The following is a 20,160-nucleotide window of genomic DNA, read 5'->3' on the forward strand; positions in this document are numbered from 1 at the left end:
ATAGTTAGTGAGATAAAAAAATGCCGCTGATGCGGCATTTTTTATTGGTGCTGGGATCATTGTTTCCAGCCTATTTCCAACCCAGTTCTCTAGCAATGAACTTTTTGGCTTGCTCTGTTTGTGGGTTTTTAAAAAAGTCTTCTGTATTGCAGGCTTCAAGGCATTCGCCTTGATTTAAGAAAATAACTTGATTCGCAAGAGCTTGAACTTGTCCTAGATGATGTGATGTGAAGATGACGCCGCATCCATCATCTGCCATTTGCTGAATGATGGCCTCTACCTGTTCGGTTGTGCTCGGGTCCAAATTGGCGGTTGGTTCATCCAAAAGAATCATCTTAGGGCGTTGACACTTGGCTCTGGCCAAACTCAAGCGTTGTCTCTCGCCAGCTGAAAGCTTTAAAGCAGATTGGTTTTTAAGATGCGTGAGTCCTACCAAAGCCAATGCTTCATCAATATCACTTTCGGTGATTTTGTGTTTGCCAAGACTGTCTTTAACAATCGCCATATTGGTTCTGACGCTGGCCTTAATAAGGGGCGTGTGATGCAGTACCAAAGCTGACTGAAGCTCTACCCAGCCAGGTTGATAAATGCCTGAATCTGCTTCTATTGCGCCATGTAAAAGTTTTAGCAGGGTTGTTTTGCCCGAACCATTGGGGCCGATCACTGCTGTGATGCCTTGTCTTGGAATTTTGGCTGAAATAGAGAGAATCTTGCGTTCATCACGATGAATCACAATATCTTTTAAGTCAATCATCAAGTCTTTATCCATAGCGGCGCTCAGCAAAAGATTTGATGACGGAGGTCAATAAATTCGCGAACAGCACTATTCCCAATAGAACCATGCCTAAGGCAAGAGCAAGGGGTAAATCACCTTTGCTGGTTTCTAATGCGATTGCAGTGGTCATGGTGCGTGTCACGCGATCAATATTGCCGCCCACGATCATCACAGCACCAACTTCAGAAATTGCTCTAGCGAAACCAGCAAGCAGAGCAATAGACAAAGAGAAGCGACAGTCCCAGACCAACCATTTAAGCTTTGCAGCGATAGGGAGTCGCAAGGCTGACATGGTTTCACCATGAATTCGCCAGCCATCCTCAATGATTTGGCGGGTGAGGGCAGCAATCAGTGGAGTGGTCAAAACAGACTGGGCCAAGATCATGCCTTTGGGGCTAAAGAGCCAATTTAAATCACCCAATGGGCCAGTTCTAGAAAGAAGTAAGTAAATAGCAACACCCACAATGACAGTGGGCACGCCCATGAGGCTATTTAAGATGACGATGACAATTTGCCGACCTGGAAAATTTTGTATTGCAACGAGGGCGCCAAGAGGCATACCTAAAACGCAGCCAATCACAAGAGCTGTGACGCTGACGTGCAAAGAAACAATCACAATTTCTAATAAATTGGAATCGAGTGTTTCTAAGAGGGAAAAAGCATCATGGAAGGCCGATAACATGGCGATAGCTTAATGGTTTTTTCGACCTCGTGTTGAAACGAGGTCGAAAGATATGACTATGTCAGATGAAGTTTATTAAGAGCTGCTAATAAACCTTATTTTTTGGCGTTAGGAAAAAAGCTTTGTTGGCCTTCAACCTTATAGCTGGCGATGGTTTGTTGTCCTTCGCTAGAGATGATCCAGTCAATAAATGCCTGGCCCTCAGCCTTTTTAACGTGAGGATGTTTGCTTGGGTTAACCAACATCACACCATATTGATTAAAAAGCTTTGGGTCGCCTTCAACAACAATGGCCAAGTCGCCTCTATTTTTAAATGTGAGCCAAGTGGCACGATCTGAAAGAATGTAACCATTCATGCCTGAGGCTGTGTTTAAAGCTGGACCCATGCCTGAGCCAGTTTCTTTATACCAAGACTCTGTCGCTGAAACCGTTACACCAGCACCTTTCCAATAGCGAAGTTCTGCAGCATGGGTGCCACTCTTGTCGCCACGAGAGATAAAGGTGGATTTAGCGCTTGAAATTTTTTGAAGAGCGGCTTGGATATCCTTGCCTTTGGTCTTTGCTGGGTCAGCTTTAGGGCCAATCAAAACAAAATCGTTGTACATGACTTCAATGCGTTTTTCAGCAAAACCTTCAGCGACAAACTTCTCTTCAGCTACTTTGTCGTGCACAAAAACCACGTCTGCGTCACCGCGACGGCCAATGTCCAATGCTTGGCCGGTGCCTACAGCAACTACCTTGACTTGAATGCCTGTTTTTTTCTCAAAGACAGGAAGTAGATGCTTAAAAAGACCTGATTGCTCTGTTGATGTCGTTGATGACACCACAATGCTCTTTTGAGCATGGCTCATCCCAATAGTGGAAAAAGCCAATACAGCTAAAGCGCTCATTTTTAAAATATTACGTCGATTCATCTTGTCTCCTTTATTAATATGGCTATATCATCAACAATCATTTAAACAATATCAATATGTAATTAGTTTCATATGCAAATTAAGATTAAGCCCAGTGTTTTTATTCATAAAAAACATAAAGTTCATACTGAACCAGTCGATTTGAGCTGGGTCGCTGGATTGCTAAGAGGCGTTCAAGATGGGCGCTCTTTGCAGTCAGCTGCTGAAATCATGGAGATGTCTTATAGAACCCTTTGGAATCGTCTAAAAGCAGCGGAGAAGGAGTTGGATTGCCGTCTTTTGATGAGTGTTAAAGGGCATGGCTCAACTTTGACCGAAGCTGCCAAAACTCTATTGTCTATTGTCGATGAGGTGGAAAAAGAATTTTCTGGGGTGAGTAAAGAGCAAGAAAAAAGATTGCAGCTTCACCTGGAGAATTTAAACAATGATGACCATAAGAAATGGTTACTTTGTGCAAGTAATGACCCCATCCTTGAAGACTCTGCTCAAGGAATTAATGCTTTTGAACTGCGAACCATGGGTTCAGGCCAAGCTCTTGAGAGATTATTATCAGGTGATGCTGATTTGGCTGGTTTTCATGTGCCAGACGATGACAGCATTTCTGCGGTTCGCAAGCGCTTATCCTCTGAAGGCATTCAGGCATACCCAGTCATGAGGCGCAGTCAAGGATTGATCGTTGCTAAAGGTAATCCTCTGGGTATCAAACAATTAAAGGATCTGGCACGACCTGAGATTCGTTTTATCAATCGTCAACGAGGTGCAGGTACCCGATTAATGCTAGATAAGCTCTTGGATGCCCAGGGCCTTCCGGCACAAAAAATCAAAGGGTATCAGCGTGAAGAGTTCACTCACAGCGCCATTGCAACGGCTATTTTGGCTGGCACTGCGGATGTGGGGGTAGGACTTAAAAGTGTTGCTATTGAGTATGGGTTGAGCTTTATTCCCTTGGGCGATGAGACTTATTTCTTGGCCATGTCACCCAGCTTGATTAAGCGCAGTGCGGTGAGTGAGCTCATCCGAAAAATACGTTCGGCAGCCGAGGAAAAGGCTGGGTATCAATCTGTGAAGCTCAGGCAAAAGAATAAGTAGTGAGTAAGTGGTAAATAAGTAGTTGCAAAAATTGATAAATATCAATTTTTAAGATTTTTAATAAATCATATAAAATCTTCGCTTATGGGAAATTCATTTAAACGCCACTTGTCACATTGGATCGCAGTCTTTGCGATTCTGATGAGCTCTGTGGCGCCTACGATTTCTCAAGCTGTGTCACTAGCTCAAAGTGGCCAGGGCATATCTATTGAGGTGTGTACTACCACAGGCATCCAAATGACACAGGTTATTGACGTCAGTGATGCCAGTAATGCCGATGAATCAACTCAGGCAAATGGCCATTGCCCTTTGTGTGTGGTTCATGGCAACTTCGCACTTCCATTAAATCACGAGCTTTCATTTGCAAAGCCTGTGAACAGTAATATTTATCCTCAGCTTTTCTATCAGTCACCTAAGCCTTTATTTGCTTGGGTTGCGCTGCCCTCCAGAGCACCTCCCCCACTCGTTTGATTCTTAAGGTCGGCAACTAATTTTTAGTTGCTCGGTATTGGAATGCGCACGTGCATTCAAAACAGATTCAATGCGAGTTCATCATGGAAAAAACCATACGTTTTAAGGCGGGAGATTTAATCTACTCATCAGGTCAGCTGGGACCTGCATATCAAGTGACATCAGGCACGATTCGTTTGGATCATGCCCATAAGAGTCATAAATCAGTTTTAGCAAATTTGGCTATCGCCGATGATTTGGTGGGTGCCGAGGTATTGCTTCGCAAACCTTACGCATTTCAGGCATATGCGCTGACTGATTGCGAATTAACAGTTTGGCAGCAGCCAACAGACTCATTGGCAGAAGCATTGGCAGAGCAACTGATTAAATCAAGTTTGCGTCAGTCTGATGTTGTTTCTTTGCGTTGCGGCTTGGCCATGGAAAGAATCATGAAATTCATTCAATTGGTCAGTTACAAAGGTCAAGCAGGCACTTCAAGCAATATCGCTTTACCGCCTTTAAAAGAAACTGCCGACATCACTGATTTAACTATTGAGACCGTGTGTCGTTGCATTGCAAGCCTCAGAAAGCAGGGCGTTCTTGTGCCTGTTCAAGGCGTGAGAGGCAATGTCAGAAATCAATTCACTTTCTCTAATCAATCTTTTGTGGCCATGGCTGCTTGATGATTGTTAGGGATCGCCGCAATAAATAATTTTTTACATAAGGAAAGCTATGAAGTTCGTTAAATTAACTCCAATCGCAATGGTTGCATCCATGATGATGACCAATGCTTTTTCAACAGAATCTGTATTAAATGATGTAGTCGTAACCGCATCGCCCATGACAACTCCTGTAACAGTCGAAATGGATCCTAAAGTTCCTCGTCAACCTTTACCAGCACATGATGGCGCTGACTTTTTTAAATCAGTGCCTGGTTTTAGCGTTATGCGTAAAGCTGGTACGGATGGAGAGTTAAGTTTCAGGGGTATGGGCGGTTCACGCGTCAATATTTTGGTGGATGACCAAAATATTTTTGGCGGTTGTAGTGCGCGTATGGATGCCCCAACCGCTTATATATTCCCAGAGGTGTATGACAAGGTAACAGTTGTGAAGGGTCCTCAGACAGTTTTGTATCCAGGGCATGGTTCGGCAGCGACTATTCGTTTTGAGAAAGAGCCAAAAACTTATAGCAAACCTGGTTACGATGTTCATGCCTCGGGATTGGTAGGAAGCTTTGGGCGTCATGATGAAGTAGTTGATGCAACAGCAGGCGATAAAGGATATTTTATAAATTTTTCTGGGTCAAATTCACATTCACAAGATTACAAAGACGGTAATGGCAATAAAGTACATTCTCAATACTCACGTTACAGTGCATCTACAACTTTGGGATTAACGCCTGATGACAATAAGCGTTTTGAACTAACAGCTTTAAGAAGCAATGGTTATGCGGATTATGCTGATAGAACAGTGGATGGAAAAGAGTTTTTAAGAGAAAACATTACTTTTAAATCTGAGATTAAAAATGTTTCAAATTTGATTGAAAAGATAGATTTTCAAATTTCTGATAACTATGTGGATCACACGATGCAAAGAGATGGTTTTATGAGTGGTGTAGCAATGACCGTCCGCCACAACACCAATGCTGCAAGAGTTTCATCCGTACTTAATTTGGCTGATACTCTAAAGGCTCAATTGGGTGCTGATTATTCAATTTCAACTCATTCAAATAACGGTATGACTGGTTTACCAGTGTTTTCAGACGATGCTGAATTAGAAAGTCATGCGGTTTTTGGGGAAATAACTAAGAAACTTTCTGATAAGGATTCGGTCATTGGCGGCGTTCGTTTGGAGCATTGGAGGGCCTATGATAATCAGACGAATAGTTCCACTAAGGGTGCTTCAAGATCAGATAGTTTAGCTAGTGGCTTTGCTCGATATGAGAGCGCATTGAGCTCAATCCCTAACGCTAAAGGATATGTTGGCCTCGGTCGTTCAGAGAGAATGCCTGATTATTGGGAATTAATTTCTAATTCTTCAGGTCAGCAATTTTTAACGCTGAATACTGAAAAAACTAATCAATTAGATTTTGGGGTAATTCAAAAAACTGACTCTAGTTTGATGTCCGCTTCATTGTTCTACAACAAAATTAAAGACTATGTGATGGTTGCGTATAGCAATAACTCGGCAACTGGGGTAAGTAACGTAGATGCTACAACTTACGGCGGTGAATTATCTGTAATTCAATATGTGATGCCTAAGTGGAAGCTTGGTACCAGCGTAGCTTATACACATGGAAAAAACGACACTTCTAATACCACTCTTGCTCAAGTTGCTCCATTAGAAGGGAGAATTTCTCTCAACTATGAGGATGGTAAATATACTCACGGCGGTGTTTTAAGATTGGTTGCGGCCAAAGATAAATACGATGCAAACAACGGCGGTATTGCAGGTTACGACATCGGTAAAACGGGTGGTTTTGGCGTATTTTCTCTAAATACAACATATAAACGTGATAAGCGAACCACTTTATCAGCAGGTATTGATAACTTGTTTGATAAAACCTATGCTGAATTTATCAGCAGAACCGGTACAGTAAGTGGCGTAACAGGTATGGGGTATGTTCCTAATACTCGTGTCAACGAACCTGGTCGAACAGCTTGGTTAAAAGCAACAATTGCACTTGATTGATAAAATATTTACAACTTAGGAGAAGTAAATGAAAAAAGTACTTAGTTCTGTATTCGTTGCAACAGCCTTTATTGCAACATCAGTATTCGCAAGTGGTAACGAAGTCAAAGTGGGTAACTTGAAGATTGAGAACCCTCAGGCAAGAGCAACTGTGCCTGCTCAAAAAATGAGCGGTGGTTTCTTGAAGATTGAAAACAAGGGTGGCGCTGATAAGTTGTTGTCAGCATCTTCTCCTGCCTCTAAGAGCATGGAACTACACACCATGAGCATGGATGGCAACGTCATGAAAATGCGTGAAGTCAAAGCCATTGACATTCCTGCAAATGGCACAGTTGAATTGAAACCAGGTGGTTTGCATTTGATGTTCATTGATCTAAAGAGCCAGTTGAAGCCTGGTCTGTCTGTACCTGTCAAACTCAAGTTTGAAAAAGCAGGAGAGGTTGAGGTTAAGTTTAAAGTCGGTGGTTTCCCAGCGCATGGCGAACCAGGACATGATCACTCAAAGCATCACTAATTCAGCAGCACAAGAAAAAAGCCGCATTCGTCTGAATGCGGCTTTTTTATTTCTTAAGTTAATTGATATTAATCTAACTTAATTTAACTATTAGATGAACTATTAATTAGTCTTCTAAGTTTCTATCAGTCACAGCACCTTTACTTGCAGAGCTGGCAAGGCGTGCGTACTTGGCTAAAACACCGCGTGTGTAGCGTGGCTTAGGTTGCTTCCAAGCAGCGCGACGTTTAGCAATCTCTTCATCGCTCACATTTAATTGAATCAATTGTGTGTGCGCATCGATCGTGATTGAGTCACCTTCTTGAATCAGAGCAATTGTGCCGCCCACGTAAGCTTCAGGAGCAACGTGACCAACCACCATGCCCCAAGTGCCGCCTGAGAAGCGACCGTCGGTGATAAGGCCAACTGACTCACCCAAACCTTGACCCACTAGGGCTGAGGTAGGGGCTAGCATTTCGCGCATACCAGGACCACCTTTAGGACCTTCGTAACGAATTACCATCACATCGCCAGCCACAATCTTGTTGGCCATGATGGCTGTCATAGCGTCATCTTCTGAATCAAACACTCTTGCTGGGCCAGTGATGCTTGGGTTCTTAAGACCAGTGATCTTCGCCACGCAACCTTCAGGAGAGATATTGCCTTTAAGAATAGCAAGGTGACCTTGAGCGTAAATCGGATTAGCCAAAGTCTTGATCACGTCTTGGTCAGCGCGAGGTACTGAAGGAACATCTTTCAATGTCTCAGCAATCGTTTTGCCAGTAATTGTCATGCAGTCACCATGCAACAAACCGCCATCCAACAAAATCTTCATGATTTGTGGAATGCCACCAGCTTGGTGCAAATCAGTAGCCAAATACTTACCAGATGGTTTCATATCAGCGATCACTGGAACGCGGCGACGCACACGCTCAAAGTCATCAATCGTCCAATCCACTTCAGCTGCACTGGCAATCGCTAAGAAGTGCAATACAGCGTTTGTTGAGCCACCAACGGCCATGATCACGCTCACAGCGTTTTCAATTGATTTTTTCGTGATGATGTCACGTGGCTTTAGATCATTTCTGATGGCTTCAATCAGTACGCGTGCAGATTCAGCAGCACTGTCCACTTTTTCTTGATCCACGTTTGACATGGTTGATGAGTATGGCAAGCTCATACCCAAAGCTTCAAAAGAAGAGCTCATGGTGTTGGCTGTGTACATACCGCCGCATGAGCCGCTACCTGGGCAAGCGTTTTGCTCAACGCCTTTGAAATCTTCTTCATTTAAACGACCGGCTGTGAATTCGCCCACGGCTTCAAATGCTGAAACGATGTTTAATTCTTTGCCTTTGTAGTGGCCGGCTTTGATGGTGCCGCCATACACATAAATACTTGGTACATTGGTGCGGGCCATCGCCATCATGCCGCCTGGCATATTCTTGTCGCAACCACCGACCACAACAACGCCATCTTGCCAAAGGCCGTTCACGCAAGTTTCGATTGAGTCAGCAATCACCTCGCGAGATACCAATGAGTACTTCATACCCTCTGTACCCATGCCCATGCCATCAGAGATGGTTGGTGTACCAAAAATTTGAGAGTTGCCGCCACCAGCTTCAATAGCTGCTACAGCAGCATCAGCGATGCGTTGTAAACCACTATTACATGGAGTGATGGTTGAGTGACCATTGGCCACGCCAATCATAGGCTTGTTATCAAAATCAGAATCTTTGTAGCCCATTGCGTAATACATAGAACGGTTGGGCGCACGTGCAACACCTTCAGTGATCATTCTTGAGCGCTCATTCATGCGCTTAGGCTTTTTTTGCTCTGACATACAGTATCTCCAAGGGCTAATTTTTAGCAATTTTGTGTGTAAACCGCTATTTTGCCTTTTTTCCAGACCGAACTCACGTTAAAGGGATAAAGCCTTCAAAATACAGGGTAAAGTTGAGTGTATTAATCAAGATTAGCCATAAAAGCAGAAAGAAATGAATGTCAGTCGAGCAAGCGAATAATTGGGATGCCATTGTTATTGGTGGTGGTGCGGCTGGTTTATTTTGTGCAGGCGTGGCTGGTCAATTAGGGCAGAAAGTCCTGGTTTTGGACCATGCTGAAGTTTTGGGTGAAAAAATCAGGATCAGTGGTGGTGGTCGTTGTAATTTCACGAACATGAATAGCTCGCCAGCCAACTTTCTTTCAATGAACCCTAATTTTGTTAAAAGTGCTTTATCCAGATATAAATCAAGTGACTTCATAGAACTGGTCAAGAGCTACAACATTCCATTTCATGAAAAGCACAAGGGTCAATTATTTTGTGACGTCTCTGCCAAGCAAATCATCGATCTTTTATTTGAAGAATGTAAAAAGGGTGGTGTGGTCATTAAAAACCCAGTGACAGTGACTAGCATTAAAAAGATTGACCAAGAGGAAGGTGCAACTCAAGAAAGCTATCCATGGTCAGTCGAGACATCTGCCGGGATTGAGAAAGCCAAGGCTATTGTGATGGCGACTGGTGGGCTGCCTGTGCCAGCCATCGGTGCCACTGACTATGCCCTTGATGTGGCCAAGCAATTCAATATGCCTGTGGTCAATGTCAGACCTGCTTTAGTTCCTTTGTCTTTCACTTCTGATGAGTTTGCTAATTTAAGTGAGTTATCGGGCTTGAGCGTTCCAGTGAAGGTGAAGTCTGGAACAAAGTCTCAGCGTTATGGAACGTGCCAATTTGATGAGGATTTATTACTCACGCACAAGGGGCTTTCTGGCCCTGCGATTCTTCAGGGCAGTAGTTATTGGCATGAGGGAGAAGCCATTCATATCAACTGGTTCAATGATGTTGATATTGATGAACTGTTTGAGGATGATGTTAACCGTTTGAAACTCACTGAAAACATTTTGGGTGCTGTGTTGCCACAACGCTTGGCCAAAGCATTTGCCGAGCAAAAGAATTTGATGGGGCGCAAGTGGGCTGAAGTTGGTAAGAAAGATCGTCAAGCTTTAAAAGACCTGTTGACCAATTGGGCGGTCAAACCTGCGGGCACCTTGGGCTGGAAAAAGGCCGAAGTGATGTTGGGTGGCGTTGATACAAAAGCCTTAGATGGTCAAACCATGATGTCTAAAGAGAATTCTGGTTTGTACTTTATCGGAGAGTGTGTGGATGTGACTGGTCATTTAGGCGGACACAACTTTCAGTGGGCATGGGCCAGTGGCTTTGTCTGCGCACACTCATTAGCAAGGAAATAAATCACCTTTTTGGGGAATGATCACATTTTCCCAATGTAATTCTTGTTTGATCACTGCTGCAAAATTTGAGCTTGCGTGAGATTCACCATGAATCACAAACACTTTAGCTGGGGCAGATTTAAATCCCTTAAGCCATCTCAACAAGCCTGCCTGATCAGCGTGAGCTGATAAGCCACCAATGGTGTGTACAGAGGCTTTAACAAACACTTCTTTGCCAAGCACTTTCACAGGATTTACTTTGTCGACCAAACGTCTTCCTAAGGTTCCCATGGCCTGAAAGCCTGTGATGACGATGGCATTTTGACTTTGCGGTAAGTTCCAGTTCAAGTGATGAACCACTCTGCCAGCTTCACACATGCCGCTGGCAGAAATAATGATGGCGCCACCTTTGATTCGGTTCAAGGCCTTTGACTCTTCTACATCCGCCACAAATTTAAGATCGACAGCTTGATGATTCTTAGAAAACCACTCCAAGGTATCTTGAGCTTGTTCATCGAGTTCATCAAAATACTTTTCAGTGAGATGAGTGGCTGCTGTGGCCATTGGGGAGTCTAGCCAAATGTTGAGGTGGGGCAAACGCTTTTGGCGAACCAGCTCAATCAACATCAAAAGTATTTCTTGGGCGCGACCCACGGCAAAGGCAGGCATCACAATATTGCCACCATGTTTCATGGTTTCTGAGATAACCGATACCAGCTCATCTTTGGTGTCATTTAGGGTGCGATGCAAGCGATCGCCATAGGTTGATTCAACTAATAGGATATCGGCAGATTCAATTAAATCAGGGTCTGGCATCAAAGGCTGACCAAACATACCCAAATCACCTGAAGCCACAACTCGTTTCTTTTTATCCTCTTGTTCAACATCAATCACTGCGATGGCTGAGCCCAAAATATGACCAGCATTTCTGAAGTGAGCTTGAATGCCATCGATGGGCTCAAATACTTGCCCATAGTCATAGGCTTTTAATTGGGCGAGACATTCGTTGGCTTGTTTGACGCTGTACAGTACCTGAGGTAAGTCACCGCGCCATTTGCCTAATTTTTGTTTTCTTTCGGCTCGCTCAAAATCACTTTCTTGAATGTGCGCACTGTCGAGCAGCAGAATCTTTAATAATGCTTGAGTTGCTTTGGTGCAATAGATGGTGCCTTTGAATCCCTCTGCACATAAGCGGGGAAGTAGACCGCTGTGATCGATGTGGGCATGAGTCAAAATCACAAAGTCAAGATCTGCTGGATTAAAAGGAAGGGCTTCTAAGTTTTTTTCATCAGCATCTCTGCCACCTTGAAACATCCCGTAATCAATCATGAAGCAAAACTTTTTGCCCTTGATTTCACCTTCAAGGTAATGGCGAGATCCAGTGACTTCTCCTGCTGCTCCGAAAAACTTGATGTGCATTCTTTTCCTATGGCCTGTTTGGCTTAATTGCTCAATTGCCTAATGATTGCTTGAGGGTTGTTACGATCGAATCAATGTCATTGATCACTACAGCGCCTTTGAGATGATCGCCATTCAAAAACCCATGTTCATCTGCCTGCTTTAAGAAAGACAATAACTGGTCGTAATAGTTACCCCAATTGGCAATGATGATTGGTTTATTGTGAGCTCCAACTTGTAGACCAGTCCAAACTTCAAATAACTCATCAAGAGTGCCAAGACCACCGGGCAAAATTAAAAAAGCATCTGATCTTTCCATCATCATGCGTTTTCTTTCGATGATGTCATCGACCACATGCAATTCAGTCAGTTGTTGTTGAATTGGTTCTCGTGAGGTCAGGCCTTTGGGGATGATTCCAATCACTGAGCCATTGGCTTCAATCGCGGCTTTGGCAACTGCACCCATCAGACCTAAACGGCCACCACCAAAGACAATGCCAAATCCTGCATAACTGAGTTCTCTACCGACTTCTGCAGTTTTAGCAATCATGTCTAAATTATTGCCGTCGCGTGAGCCGCAAAATATACAAATGTTTTTCTTCATGCCTCAAGGATAATCTACTTCGAACACCATTTTGAGTATAGGGGTGTCTCAGAGTAAGATTTAGGTATTGGTCATGTTGCCAATCAATATTCAAGGGTATTAAATGCTTTCATCCATTTTGGCAATCAGTGCAGGAGCTTCATTGGGAGCGGTTTTGCGCTGGCTGTTAGGCTTAGGCTTGAATGCTGTTTGGGCAACCATGCCATTGGGTACTTTGGCGGCTAACTTGATAGGTGCCTACTTGGTTGGTTTCTTGATGAGCCTCTTGGAGGCGCATGCAGGATTGTCAGCCGAATGGAAACTGTTTTTGATCACAGGTTTTCTAGGTGGTTTGACCACCTTCTCAACCTTCAGCGCGGAAGTGGTGGCTATTTTGCAATCAGGCGCCTATGTGCGTGCATTTGCCACTGTTTCACTTCACCTCCTTGGCTCGTTAGCTTTGACCATTTTGGGCATGGCTAGTTACCAATGGTTGAAATAATTATTTTAAAAACTCTAAGGACAAAAGAATGATTTTAGAAATTGTTGATATCAGTATCGATCCAGCTAAAAAAGCTGATTTTGAAAAAGCAGTGGCAGTGGGTGTTGCTGATGCAATTGCTCCAGCAAAAGGCTTTTGTGGCTACAAATTAAATGCTGGGATTGAAAAGCCAGGTCGTTATATTTTGATGATTTACTGGACTACCCTTGAAAATCACACGGTTGACTTTAGAGAGTCAGAAGCGTTTACGCGTTGGAGAGGTCATGTGGGACCATTTTTCTTGAGCCCACCAAATGTTGAGCACTTCACTTTGGCGCACAAGTCTTAATTGTTGTCTCAAATTATTGAGTTGAAGACTTAGGCTTTCTGAATGAGAGTTGTGATTTTGTGTGTCATTTGAACATCACACATATCCAACTCTCCGTAAATAGGCATCGCATTACTTGGGTCTGGCGCAGCTGCTAAAGGAATATGTCCTTCAGTGGCAAGTAGGCCAGAAGTTGGGTCGATGCCAACCCATCCAGCTCCTGGAATAAAGACTTCACACCAAGCATGAAGCTCCGCAACATTTTCTTGGCTTTCCGCAGGACTGTTTAAATTGTGCCAATCTGCGTTCGCCTCAATCAGATAACCTGAAACAAAGCGTGCAGCAATGCCCATGTGGCGGCATAACTGCACCAATAACCAAGTAGAGTCTCTGCAAGATCCAGAATTTAGTTGAAGCGTTTCTTCGATCGATTGAACGCCTGGTTCATGCCTAATCATATAGCGCACCCTATTGAAAACAAGTTGATTGAGGTAAACAACATATTCAATCGTGCGTCTTTTTTCTTGTGGGATGGTTTTGATGAATTCTTGAAGCAATGGTCCAGAAGGCTCAGTCTCTAAATATGGAGATAGACCAGCCATCAGGTTCGCATCGTATTTAAAAGGGTGGTGTTCAGCTGATGGTTCAACAAAAAAATCAAATGGGTTGATTGTTTGTAAGTCTGCCGTTAATTCAACATTGATTTCAAATGAATTGGTTTTTTCGGTAAACACCAATCTGGCCACGTGATTGGAAAAAGGATCTTGCTGCCAGTTAATGAAGTAAGTCGATGGCTTGATATTTAACTGATATGAGCTGATAGGTGTCCTGCAGTGAGGGGCAGGTCTCAGTTTGATCAATTGGGGTCCCAATTGAACTGTCTGGCTGTATTGGTAATGGGTGACGTGCTTTAGAGATACTTTCATGTTCATTCAATTATCAATGCAAGTCTTATGCCAAAGTCAGTCAGTTAATAAAAAAGGGCTTAAAAGAGTTAAGCCCCTTTAAGCCCTATCAGAATACCAGTCAATTGATGATCAGGCTTCCATGATTGGGATTTGCTCAATCTTAGATGCATTTTCTTGCTCAACATAACGCGCAATGAAGGCACCATTGCTGTTCATTGGAAGTTTTGCCCAAACTGTATAGCCTGCGCCCGGTACTACGCGCATCGGCTCACCTTTTTGACTGAAAATTTCTTCAATTACAAAGTCGGTATTGCCGCTTGGCTGAATGATTTCTAATTTATCGCCAACAGAGAAGCGGTTTTTCACTTCAATCTTGACCAATTGTTTTTCATTATCAACATCAATCACGTTGCCAACATAAAGGCTGCGACCTGAGAGTGAGAAGCCGCGCAAATAATTTTGCTGGTCTTTGTCTGGGTGACGGACATAGAAGCCATCGGTATAGCCGCGATTGGCCAAACCTTCTAGGTGACCCATCAACACTGGATTAAATGGACGGCCAGCCACAGCATCGTCAATTGCAGAGCGATAGGCTTGAGCTGTTCTTGCCACGTAGTAAGGGGATTTGGTTCTGCCTTCAATCTTGAAAGAGTCAATGCCCATTTCTGTGAGGCGTTGAACGTGTTCAATCGCACGCAAATCTTTTGAGTTCAAAATGTATGTGCCGTGCATGTCTTCTTCGATCGGCATCCATTCGCCTGGGCGATTGCCTTCTTCTAGAAGGTAGATGTCACCAGTCGCATCTTCATCAGCTTTGGCTACTTTGTAGTCCCAGCGACATGAGTTGGTGCATGTGCCTTGGTTAGGGTCGCGGTGGTTGAAGTAACCAGACAATAAGCAACGACCAGAGTAAGCAATGCACAAAGCGCCGTGAATGAATACTTCAACTTCCATTTCTGGGCAATCTTGACGAACTGCTTCGATTTCATCAAGAGACAGTTCTCTTGAGAGGATCACTCGGCTCACGCCGACTGAACGCCAAAACTTTGCAGCATGACCATTCACTGTGTTCGCTTGAACTGATAAATGGATTGGCATGTCTGGCCAGTTTTCTCTGACCAACATGATCAAACCAGGATCTGACATGATCAATGCATCTGGTTTAAGAGCAATCACAGGCTCCATGTCTTTGACATAGGTGCGTGTTTTTGCGCCATGAGGGAAGATGTTTGAAACCAGGTAAAAGTTCTTACCTTGAGCGTGAGCTGTCTCAATGCCTTCGCGCAAAACTTCAATGTTGCCAAAGTCATTATTGCGAACACGCAATGAGTATCTTGGCTGACCAGCATAAACAGCCGTCGCACCGAAGTCGAAGGCGGTATTGAGCATGGTCAGGCTACCAGCAGGAGCTAAAAGTTCAGGTGTTTTCATAGGGCGTATTTTAGGCGTTTTCAGGGCTTTTTGCCCGTTAAGCCAGTCTTTTGCCTAGGGGTATTTCAGATTGTGAGCAAAACAAGCGCTCAATCTGCTCAAAATACTTAAAAAAGAAGATAAAAGGCTTGGATCGATAGCTCTGAGCTATCTAGAATTTCTCATTGGGCCCCAAGTGGCGCCATTGGCCAACAGGGAGATTGCCCAGAGGTATTTGTCCAATACGAATGCGTTTTAGACCAATCACTTTTAAGCCAACCAATTCGCACATGCGACGAATTTGACGTTTTTTGCCTTCACGTAAAACAAAGCGCAATTGATCGGTGTTTTGCCAACTGACTTTGGCTGGCTTCAAAGCTTCATCATCGAGTTTCAAGCCATGATTGAGCAGTCGTAAACCTTCTGCAGTCAAAGTGCCTTCGACTCGTACCAAATATTCTTTTTCGATTGGGCTGTTTTCACCAATCAAAAGTTTTGCAATGCGACCATCTTGAGTGAGCACCAGTAAGCCGCTTGAGTCGATGTCCAAACGACCAGCAGGTGCTAGACCGCGGGTATTGAATTTGCCAGGAAGATTGGCTGACAACTGATGCACAAATTGATTTTCTGGTGTGATCAGAGAAGCAGCAGGTTTGTACTCTCTGTCTTCATCAAAGTGAGAGATATACCCAACTGGTTTATTGAGAATGATGGTGTAGCGACGAGCTTGTTGTGCAATCGCTGCTTTCTTTAATTCGATTTTTTGATTTGGAAAGGCTCTTGCGCCCAATTCGCTGACAACTTCGCCATCCACCAATACCAAGCCTTGCTCGATATAGTTATCAGCTTCGCGTCTTGAGCAAATTCCTTGCTCAGACATTAGTTTTGAAATGCGTACTTTTTCCACAGGGGTGATTATCGCTTACTTGCTGAGTCGTAGCCAAAATGATGGATGTCATCCAGATCATTAAGGCTGCGGAGTTTGACTGTTCTCTTTGAATGATTCAGTTAAGGCCACTTGAAGTTTGGTGTGAATCTTTATGAGTTGTTTGCGCAGCAAGTAAATCACTGTGCCCATCAGAATGGCTAAGATGAATAACATGCCCATCGGAGGCAAGATGCTTGAGCTCAGGGCGGACACCAAAACCATCAAAGAAACGATCGCTAAAACTGGCATCAATTGGGTGAAGAGCATTTGAGTGGCGATGGTGTCTTCAGACGAATGGTGGTTTGAGTGAAGCCTTGCATCAGCCAATAGCATGCCAAGCGCCTCTAGTTTTTTATAAATGGCAAACAAGAATGGCGCTGATAGCAGTAAGCTGGTGGCCCACATGAAGGCTTGTTGATAAATCTCAGTGAACCAAATCAAGTGGCCTGTGTCCACATAGCCATTGATAAAGGCAAATACTTTGGTGGCTGATAAGAACAGGGTGATGACCACACAAGCATTCACAAAAACGTGGAATGTGATTCTTCTGACAAAAGGCCTGATATCTGAACGCATTTGATCATCCGAGCGAATTTGACCAAGCCATTCTGAATATTGCACGAAGACATTTTTAATTGGATTGGGAATACGTTTGCCCATCCAATCACTCATTGGATCCGACCCTTTGATCAAGTAGGGGGTGAAAAGAGTGGTGATTGTTGAGACTGCCACCACGATTGGGTACAAGAAGTCGCTGGTCACGTTCAGTGTTAAACCAAGCGATGCAATGATGAATGAGAACTCTCCAATTTGAGCTTTACCCATGCCAACGCGCATCGATGTTCTGCCATCGTGGCCCGTCACAAAGGTGCCCATGCTGCATGAAACAACTTTGATGGCTATCACGGCAAAGCTGATGAGTGCAATCGGAAGGGCGTATTTCAAAATAACACCAGGATCTAAGAGAAGACCGATGGTCACGAAGAAAATGGCAATGAACATGTCTTTGACTGGTTCAATCAACTTTTCAATTGAATGAATATGGCGAGACTCTGCCATGATGGCGCCAATTAAGAATGCGCCCAAAGCAACGCTGTACTCCATCTTGATCACTAACAGACAAAAGCCAAAGCAAAGACCTAGCACTGTGACCAAGAGCATTTCTTTGCGATGAAACTTTGCCACCACATTCAATAGGCGAGGGATGAGCAAGATGCCAGCCGCCAAAGAAATGGTCATGAACAAAATCAGTTCACCAATGGTCATGGCCGCATCAACCGCCGCTAATTGACCGGTTGTGGCAATACCAGTGAGCATCACGATCAAGCTGATGGCTGCAATATCTTCAACAATCAAAATGCCATAAATGAGGTGGGCAAACTTTTCTTTCTTTAAGCCCAGTTCTTCAAGGGCTTTAACGGTGATGGTGGTTGAAGAGATCGCCATCATCGCGCCCAAGAAGATGGAGTCCATGGACGACCAATTAAAGAAGCGTCCAATTTCATAGCCAGCCCAAATGAGCAGCACAATTTGTGCAATGGCCGCCACAAAAGCAGTGGCCCCCACTTTGGCAAGCTTTCTCAAGCTAAATTCAAGGCCCAAGCCAAACATCAAGAAGACAACGCCAAGCTCCCCAAGGGTTTTAATCGTCTTCTCGTCAGAAATAAATGGAACAGCGGTCGTATATGGCCCGATAATGAGGCCCGCAATGATGTAACCCAAAACAACCGGTTGTTTTAGGTAATGGAAGATCACCGTGACCACGCCGGCAGTCAGCATGATGACTGCCAAGTCCTTGATGAAATCTACTCCATGCATATGATTGGTCTCTTTTTAAATTTAACCGCGATAATGTGATTATGGCTTTAATTGTTTTAAATGATGCAAAACTGGCTTTTGGCCACGTAGACCTGCTGGCGGGCACCCAATTTTCACTCGAATCCAGTGAACGGATTGGCTTAATTGGTCGAAACGGCACCGGCAAGTCATCCTTGCTCAAGATTTTAGCGGGTTTAGAAAAACTTGATGATGGCAGTTTGCAATACCAACAGGGCCTAAGAATGGCCTACGTTGCTCAGGAGCCAGTCTTTGATCCTGCTGAGACAGTCTTTCACGCAGTTTCTCAGGGGGTGGCTGAGGTCAAGGCTCTCAGAGAAGAATATGAGGAGCTCAGCGTCGCTGAGTGGAATGATGATTCCCATCATCGTTTGGATGAAATCCAATCTCAACTAGAGTCAATGAGCGGTTGGAATTGGGAGCAGCGCGTTCATGAAACCTTGGATCGTTTGCATTTGGATCCAGATGTTGCAATCGGTTCTCTATCAGGCGGTAATCGCAAGCGTGTGGCTTTGGCCCAAGCATTGGTGGCAGTGCCTGATGTTCTCTTCTTGGATGAGCCTACGAACCATCTTGATCTAGATTCAATCACTTGGTTAGAAGAGTTATTAAAAGCTTTCAAAGGTTCAGTGGTCTTGATCACCCATGACCGTGCCTTTTTGGATGCTGTGAGTACTCAAATCGTTGAGCTTGATCGAGGTATCTTAAGAAGCTATCCAGGTAACTTCACAGCATATGAAACTTTAAAAGAGCAAGAAATAGCTTCCGAGGCATTGGCCAATGCCCGAGCTGACAAATTGTTAGCCCAAGAAGAGGTTTGGATCCGTAAGGGGGTTGAAGCTCGCAGAACCCGAAGTGTTGGTCGTATTGCGCGTCTTGAAAAGCTGAGAGAAATACGAGCTGCACGAAGAGATGCCATGGGGCAGATCAAGTTATCAGTTGCTTCTGGTAATCGCAGTGGAAAGATCGTCGCTGATTTAGAAAACGTCAGCAAATCTTATGATCGACCGATTGTTAAAGACTTCACTGCCACCATCTTGCGTGGCGACAAGGTTGGCTTATTAGGTCCTAACGGAGCTGGTAAAACAACATTGCTTAAATTAATCCTTGGATCGATTCAGCCGGACAGCGGTACGGCCACAATGGGATCTCAAATTGATATTGCCTACTTTGATCAAATGCGCGAAGGTCTTGATCTGAATGCAACCCTGGAGGACTACATCAGTCCCGGCAGTGAATGGATTGAAATCAATGGCGCGCGCAAGCACGTTAAAAGTTATTTGAATGATTTCTTGTTCTCTCCAGAAAGAGCAAATTCACCTGTGAGTACTTTATCTGGTGGTGAGCGCAATCGACTCTTATTGGCCCGATTATTTGCCAGACCAGCTAACGTTCTGGTTCTTGATGAGCCGACCAACGATTTAGACATAGATACTCTGGAGCTCTTAGAGCAACTGCTACAAGATTACAAAGGCACTGTTTTCTTAGTCAGTCATGACAGGGCCTTTTTAGATAACGTCGTCACTTCAATCATTGCTTACGAGGGAGATGGCTTTTGGCGTGAATACGAGGGTGGCTATGAAGATTGGAAGATTCAGAAGAAGCGCTCAGAAGAATATCGAAGCAATCAAGCTGGCAGCACTGAGTCAACCAAATCTAAACCTTCTGCACCTGAGCCAACCAAAGAAACACCAAAGCCTCAAAAATCAACAGTACAAAAGTTAAATAGCAAAGAGCGAGCTGAGCTTGAGGCTATTCCTTTACAAATTGATGATCTTGAAAAAGAGCAAGCAAGTATCAGTGAAAGTTTGGGGGATCCAGAGATCTATAAAAATAGACCGGCTGATGTGATTTCTTTACAAGAAAATTTGAAAATCATTGAGAGCAAGTTAAGTTCACTGATGTCTCGTTGGGAAGATCTCTTGGAGCGTTCGAGTTCTTAAAGCGCTTAAGTACTTGAAGCTATCAC

19 protein-coding genes are annotated in these 20,160 nt (G+C 44.0%); 9 read left to right on the forward strand and 10 right to left on the reverse strand.

Features of this window, described 5'->3' with window-relative positions; all coding sequences use genetic code 11:
* Positions 1 to 70 precede the first annotated feature (70 nt).
* The 3 genes from GQ367_RS02400 to GQ367_RS02410 form a co-directional block, all read right to left on the reverse strand.
* Positions 71 to 769, reverse strand: a complete 699-nt coding sequence (locus GQ367_RS02400) for a metal ABC transporter ATP-binding protein (protein WP_215291161.1) — start codon at positions 767 to 769, stop codon at positions 71 to 73.
* Complete coding sequence (locus GQ367_RS02405; protein WP_215291163.1) at positions 762 to 1,457, reverse strand: ABC transporter permease; 696 nt, start codon at positions 1,455 to 1,457, stop codon at positions 762 to 764. The genes GQ367_RS02400 and GQ367_RS02405 overlap by 8 nt, the downstream gene beginning before the upstream one ends.
* 95 nt (positions 1,458 to 1,552) lie before the next feature.
* Positions 1,553 to 2,371: an extracellular solute-binding protein gene (locus GQ367_RS02410; protein WP_215291165.1), complete on the reverse strand. Its 819-nt coding sequence runs from the start codon at positions 2,369 to 2,371 to the stop codon at positions 1,553 to 1,555.
* A 72-nt stretch (positions 2,372 to 2,443) separates the two neighbouring features.
* Between GQ367_RS02410 and GQ367_RS02415 the strand changes: the two genes are divergently transcribed.
* The 5 genes from GQ367_RS02415 (at position 2,444) to GQ367_RS02435 (ending at position 7,115) form a co-directional block, all read left to right on the forward strand.
* A complete protein-coding gene (locus tag GQ367_RS02415; protein WP_215291167.1) occupies positions 2,444 to 3,460 on the forward strand; it encodes a substrate-binding domain-containing protein in 1,017 nt (338 codons plus the stop codon).
* Between the two features lie 84 nt (positions 3,461 to 3,544).
* Positions 3,545 to 3,931, forward strand: a complete 387-nt coding sequence (locus tag GQ367_RS02420) for a DUF2946 domain-containing protein (protein WP_215291168.1) — start codon at positions 3,545 to 3,547, stop codon at positions 3,929 to 3,931.
* Positions 3,932 to 4,014: 83 nt separating this feature from the next.
* Positions 4,015 to 4,593 (forward strand): Crp/Fnr family transcriptional regulator, encoded by a 579-nt coding sequence (locus GQ367_RS02425; RefSeq protein ID WP_215291170.1) that lies wholly within the window; start codon positions 4,015 to 4,017, stop codon positions 4,591 to 4,593.
* A 49-nt stretch (positions 4,594 to 4,642) separates the two neighbouring features.
* A complete protein-coding gene (locus GQ367_RS02430; RefSeq protein ID WP_215291171.1) occupies positions 4,643 to 6,601 on the forward strand; it encodes a TonB-dependent copper receptor in 1,959 nt (652 codons plus the stop codon).
* Between the two features lie 28 nt (positions 6,602 to 6,629).
* The gene (locus GQ367_RS02435; protein ID WP_215291173.1) at positions 6,630 to 7,115 is read left to right on the forward strand and encodes a copper chaperone PCu(A)C; all 486 of its coding nucleotides are present in this window, start codon (positions 6,630 to 6,632) and stop codon (positions 7,113 to 7,115) included.
* A 106-nt stretch (positions 7,116 to 7,221) separates the two neighbouring features.
* Here the strand turns inward: GQ367_RS02435 and ilvD are convergent, their stop codons facing one another.
* Positions 7,222 to 8,907, reverse strand: a complete 1,686-nt coding sequence (gene ilvD, locus GQ367_RS02440; protein ID WP_215291857.1) for a dihydroxy-acid dehydratase — start codon at positions 8,905 to 8,907, stop codon at positions 7,222 to 7,224.
* Positions 8,908 to 9,092: 185 nt separating this feature from the next.
* Here ilvD and GQ367_RS02445 point away from each other — a divergent pair, with 185 nt between their 5' ends.
* A complete protein-coding gene (locus GQ367_RS02445) occupies positions 9,093 to 10,340 on the forward strand; it encodes an aminoacetone oxidase family FAD-binding enzyme (RefSeq protein WP_215291175.1) in 1,248 nt (415 codons plus the stop codon).
* Here GQ367_RS02445 and GQ367_RS02450 read toward each other — a convergent pair.
* Positions 10,326 to 11,738, reverse strand: a complete 1,413-nt coding sequence (locus tag GQ367_RS02450; protein WP_215291177.1) for an MBL fold metallo-hydrolase RNA specificity domain-containing protein — start codon at positions 11,736 to 11,738, stop codon at positions 10,326 to 10,328. The genes GQ367_RS02445 and GQ367_RS02450 overlap by 15 nt on opposite strands.
* A 31-nt stretch (positions 11,739 to 11,769) precedes the next feature.
* On the reverse strand, positions 11,770 to 12,321 hold the full coding sequence (locus GQ367_RS02455) for a TIGR00730 family Rossman fold protein (RefSeq protein WP_215291179.1): 552 nt from the start codon (positions 12,319 to 12,321) through the stop codon (positions 11,770 to 11,772).
* Positions 12,322 to 12,424: 103 nt separating this feature from the next.
* On the opposite strand from GQ367_RS02455, the gene crcB reads away from it, so the two are divergent.
* Both crcB and GQ367_RS02465 read left to right on the forward strand, forming a co-directional pair.
* Positions 12,425 to 12,802, forward strand: coding sequence for a fluoride efflux transporter CrcB (gene crcB, locus GQ367_RS02460; protein ID WP_215291181.1), 378 nt, complete (start codon positions 12,425 to 12,427; stop codon positions 12,800 to 12,802).
* A gap of 28 nt (positions 12,803 to 12,830) precedes the next feature.
* Positions 12,831 to 13,130 (forward strand): antibiotic biosynthesis monooxygenase, encoded by a 300-nt coding sequence (locus GQ367_RS02465; RefSeq protein ID WP_215291183.1) that lies wholly within the window; start codon positions 12,831 to 12,833, stop codon positions 13,128 to 13,130.
* A 29-nt stretch (positions 13,131 to 13,159) separates the two neighbouring features.
* Here the strand turns inward: GQ367_RS02465 and GQ367_RS02470 are convergent, their stop codons facing one another.
* From GQ367_RS02470 to GQ367_RS02485, 4 genes are all read right to left on the reverse strand, one after another.
* Complete coding sequence (locus GQ367_RS02470) at positions 13,160 to 14,041, reverse strand: transglutaminase family protein (protein WP_215291185.1); 882 nt, start codon at positions 14,039 to 14,041, stop codon at positions 13,160 to 13,162.
* Positions 14,042 to 14,146: 105 nt separating this feature from the next.
* Positions 14,147 to 15,448, reverse strand: coding sequence for a U32 family peptidase (locus tag GQ367_RS02475; protein WP_089515402.1), 1,302 nt, complete (start codon positions 15,446 to 15,448; stop codon positions 14,147 to 14,149).
* 151 nt (positions 15,449 to 15,599) lie between these two features.
* A complete protein-coding gene (locus tag GQ367_RS02480) occupies positions 15,600 to 16,334 on the reverse strand; it encodes a pseudouridine synthase (RefSeq protein ID WP_215291187.1) in 735 nt (244 codons plus the stop codon).
* A 60-nt stretch (positions 16,335 to 16,394) separates the two neighbouring features.
* Positions 16,395 to 18,173, reverse strand: coding sequence for a cation:proton antiporter (locus GQ367_RS02485; protein ID WP_215291189.1), 1,779 nt, complete (start codon positions 18,171 to 18,173; stop codon positions 16,395 to 16,397).
* 41 nt (positions 18,174 to 18,214) lie between these two features.
* Between GQ367_RS02485 and GQ367_RS02490 the strand changes: the two genes are divergently transcribed.
* The gene (locus GQ367_RS02490; protein WP_215291191.1) at positions 18,215 to 20,134 is read left to right on the forward strand and encodes an ATP-binding cassette domain-containing protein; all 1,920 of its coding nucleotides are present in this window, start codon (positions 18,215 to 18,217) and stop codon (positions 20,132 to 20,134) included.
* Positions 20,135 to 20,160 lie beyond the last annotated feature (26 nt).

This window comes from Polynucleobacter sp. MWH-CaK5, assembly GCF_018687615.1.
GTDB lineage: Bacteria > Pseudomonadota > Gammaproteobacteria > Burkholderiales > Burkholderiaceae > Polynucleobacter.

Coding starts and splice junctions, on each gene's coding strand:
- GQ367_RS02420 (WP_215291168.1), top strand. CDS start 3,545: ATGGGAAATTCATTTAAACGCCACTTGTCACATTGGATCGCAGTCTTT.
- GQ367_RS02405 (WP_215291163.1), bottom strand. CDS start 1,457: ATGTTATCGGCCTTCCATGATGCTTTTTCCCTCTTAGAAACACTCGAT.
- GQ367_RS02400 (WP_215291161.1), bottom strand. CDS start 769: ATGGATAAAGACTTGATGATTGACTTAAAAGATATTGTGATTCATCGT.
- GQ367_RS02455 (WP_215291179.1), bottom strand. CDS start 12,321: ATGAAGAAAAACATTTGTATATTTTGCGGCTCACGCGACGGCAATAAT.
- GQ367_RS02415 (WP_215291167.1), top strand. CDS start 2,444: ATGCAAATTAAGATTAAGCCCAGTGTTTTTATTCATAAAAAACATAAA.
- GQ367_RS02450 (WP_215291177.1), bottom strand. CDS start 11,738: ATGCACATCAAGTTTTTCGGAGCAGCAGGAGAAGTCACTGGATCTCGC.
- GQ367_RS02470 (WP_215291185.1), bottom strand. CDS start 14,041: ATGAACATGAAAGTATCTCTAAAGCACGTCACCCATTACCAATACAGC.
- GQ367_RS02430 (WP_215291171.1), top strand. CDS start 4,643: ATGAAGTTCGTTAAATTAACTCCAATCGCAATGGTTGCATCCATGATG.
- GQ367_RS02435 (WP_215291173.1), top strand. CDS start 6,630: ATGAAAAAAGTACTTAGTTCTGTATTCGTTGCAACAGCCTTTATTGCA.
- GQ367_RS02425 (WP_215291170.1), top strand. CDS start 4,015: ATGGAAAAAACCATACGTTTTAAGGCGGGAGATTTAATCTACTCATCA.
- GQ367_RS02485 (WP_215291189.1), bottom strand. CDS start 18,173: ATGCATGGAGTAGATTTCATCAAGGACTTGGCAGTCATCATGCTGACT.
- GQ367_RS02410 (WP_215291165.1), bottom strand. CDS start 2,371: ATGAATCGACGTAATATTTTAAAAATGAGCGCTTTAGCTGTATTGGCT.
- GQ367_RS02465 (WP_215291183.1), top strand. CDS start 12,831: ATGATTTTAGAAATTGTTGATATCAGTATCGATCCAGCTAAAAAAGCT.
- GQ367_RS02445 (WP_215291175.1), top strand. CDS start 9,093: ATGTCAGTCGAGCAAGCGAATAATTGGGATGCCATTGTTATTGGTGGT.
- crcB (WP_215291181.1), top strand. CDS start 12,425: ATGCTTTCATCCATTTTGGCAATCAGTGCAGGAGCTTCATTGGGAGCG.
- GQ367_RS02475 (WP_089515402.1), bottom strand. CDS start 15,448: ATGAAAACACCTGAACTTTTAGCTCCTGCTGGTAGCCTGACCATGCTC.
- ilvD (WP_215291857.1), bottom strand. CDS start 8,907: ATGAATGAGCGCTCAAGAATGATCACTGAAGGTGTTGCACGTGCGCCC.
- GQ367_RS02490 (WP_215291191.1), top strand. CDS start 18,215: ATGGCTTTAATTGTTTTAAATGATGCAAAACTGGCTTTTGGCCACGTA.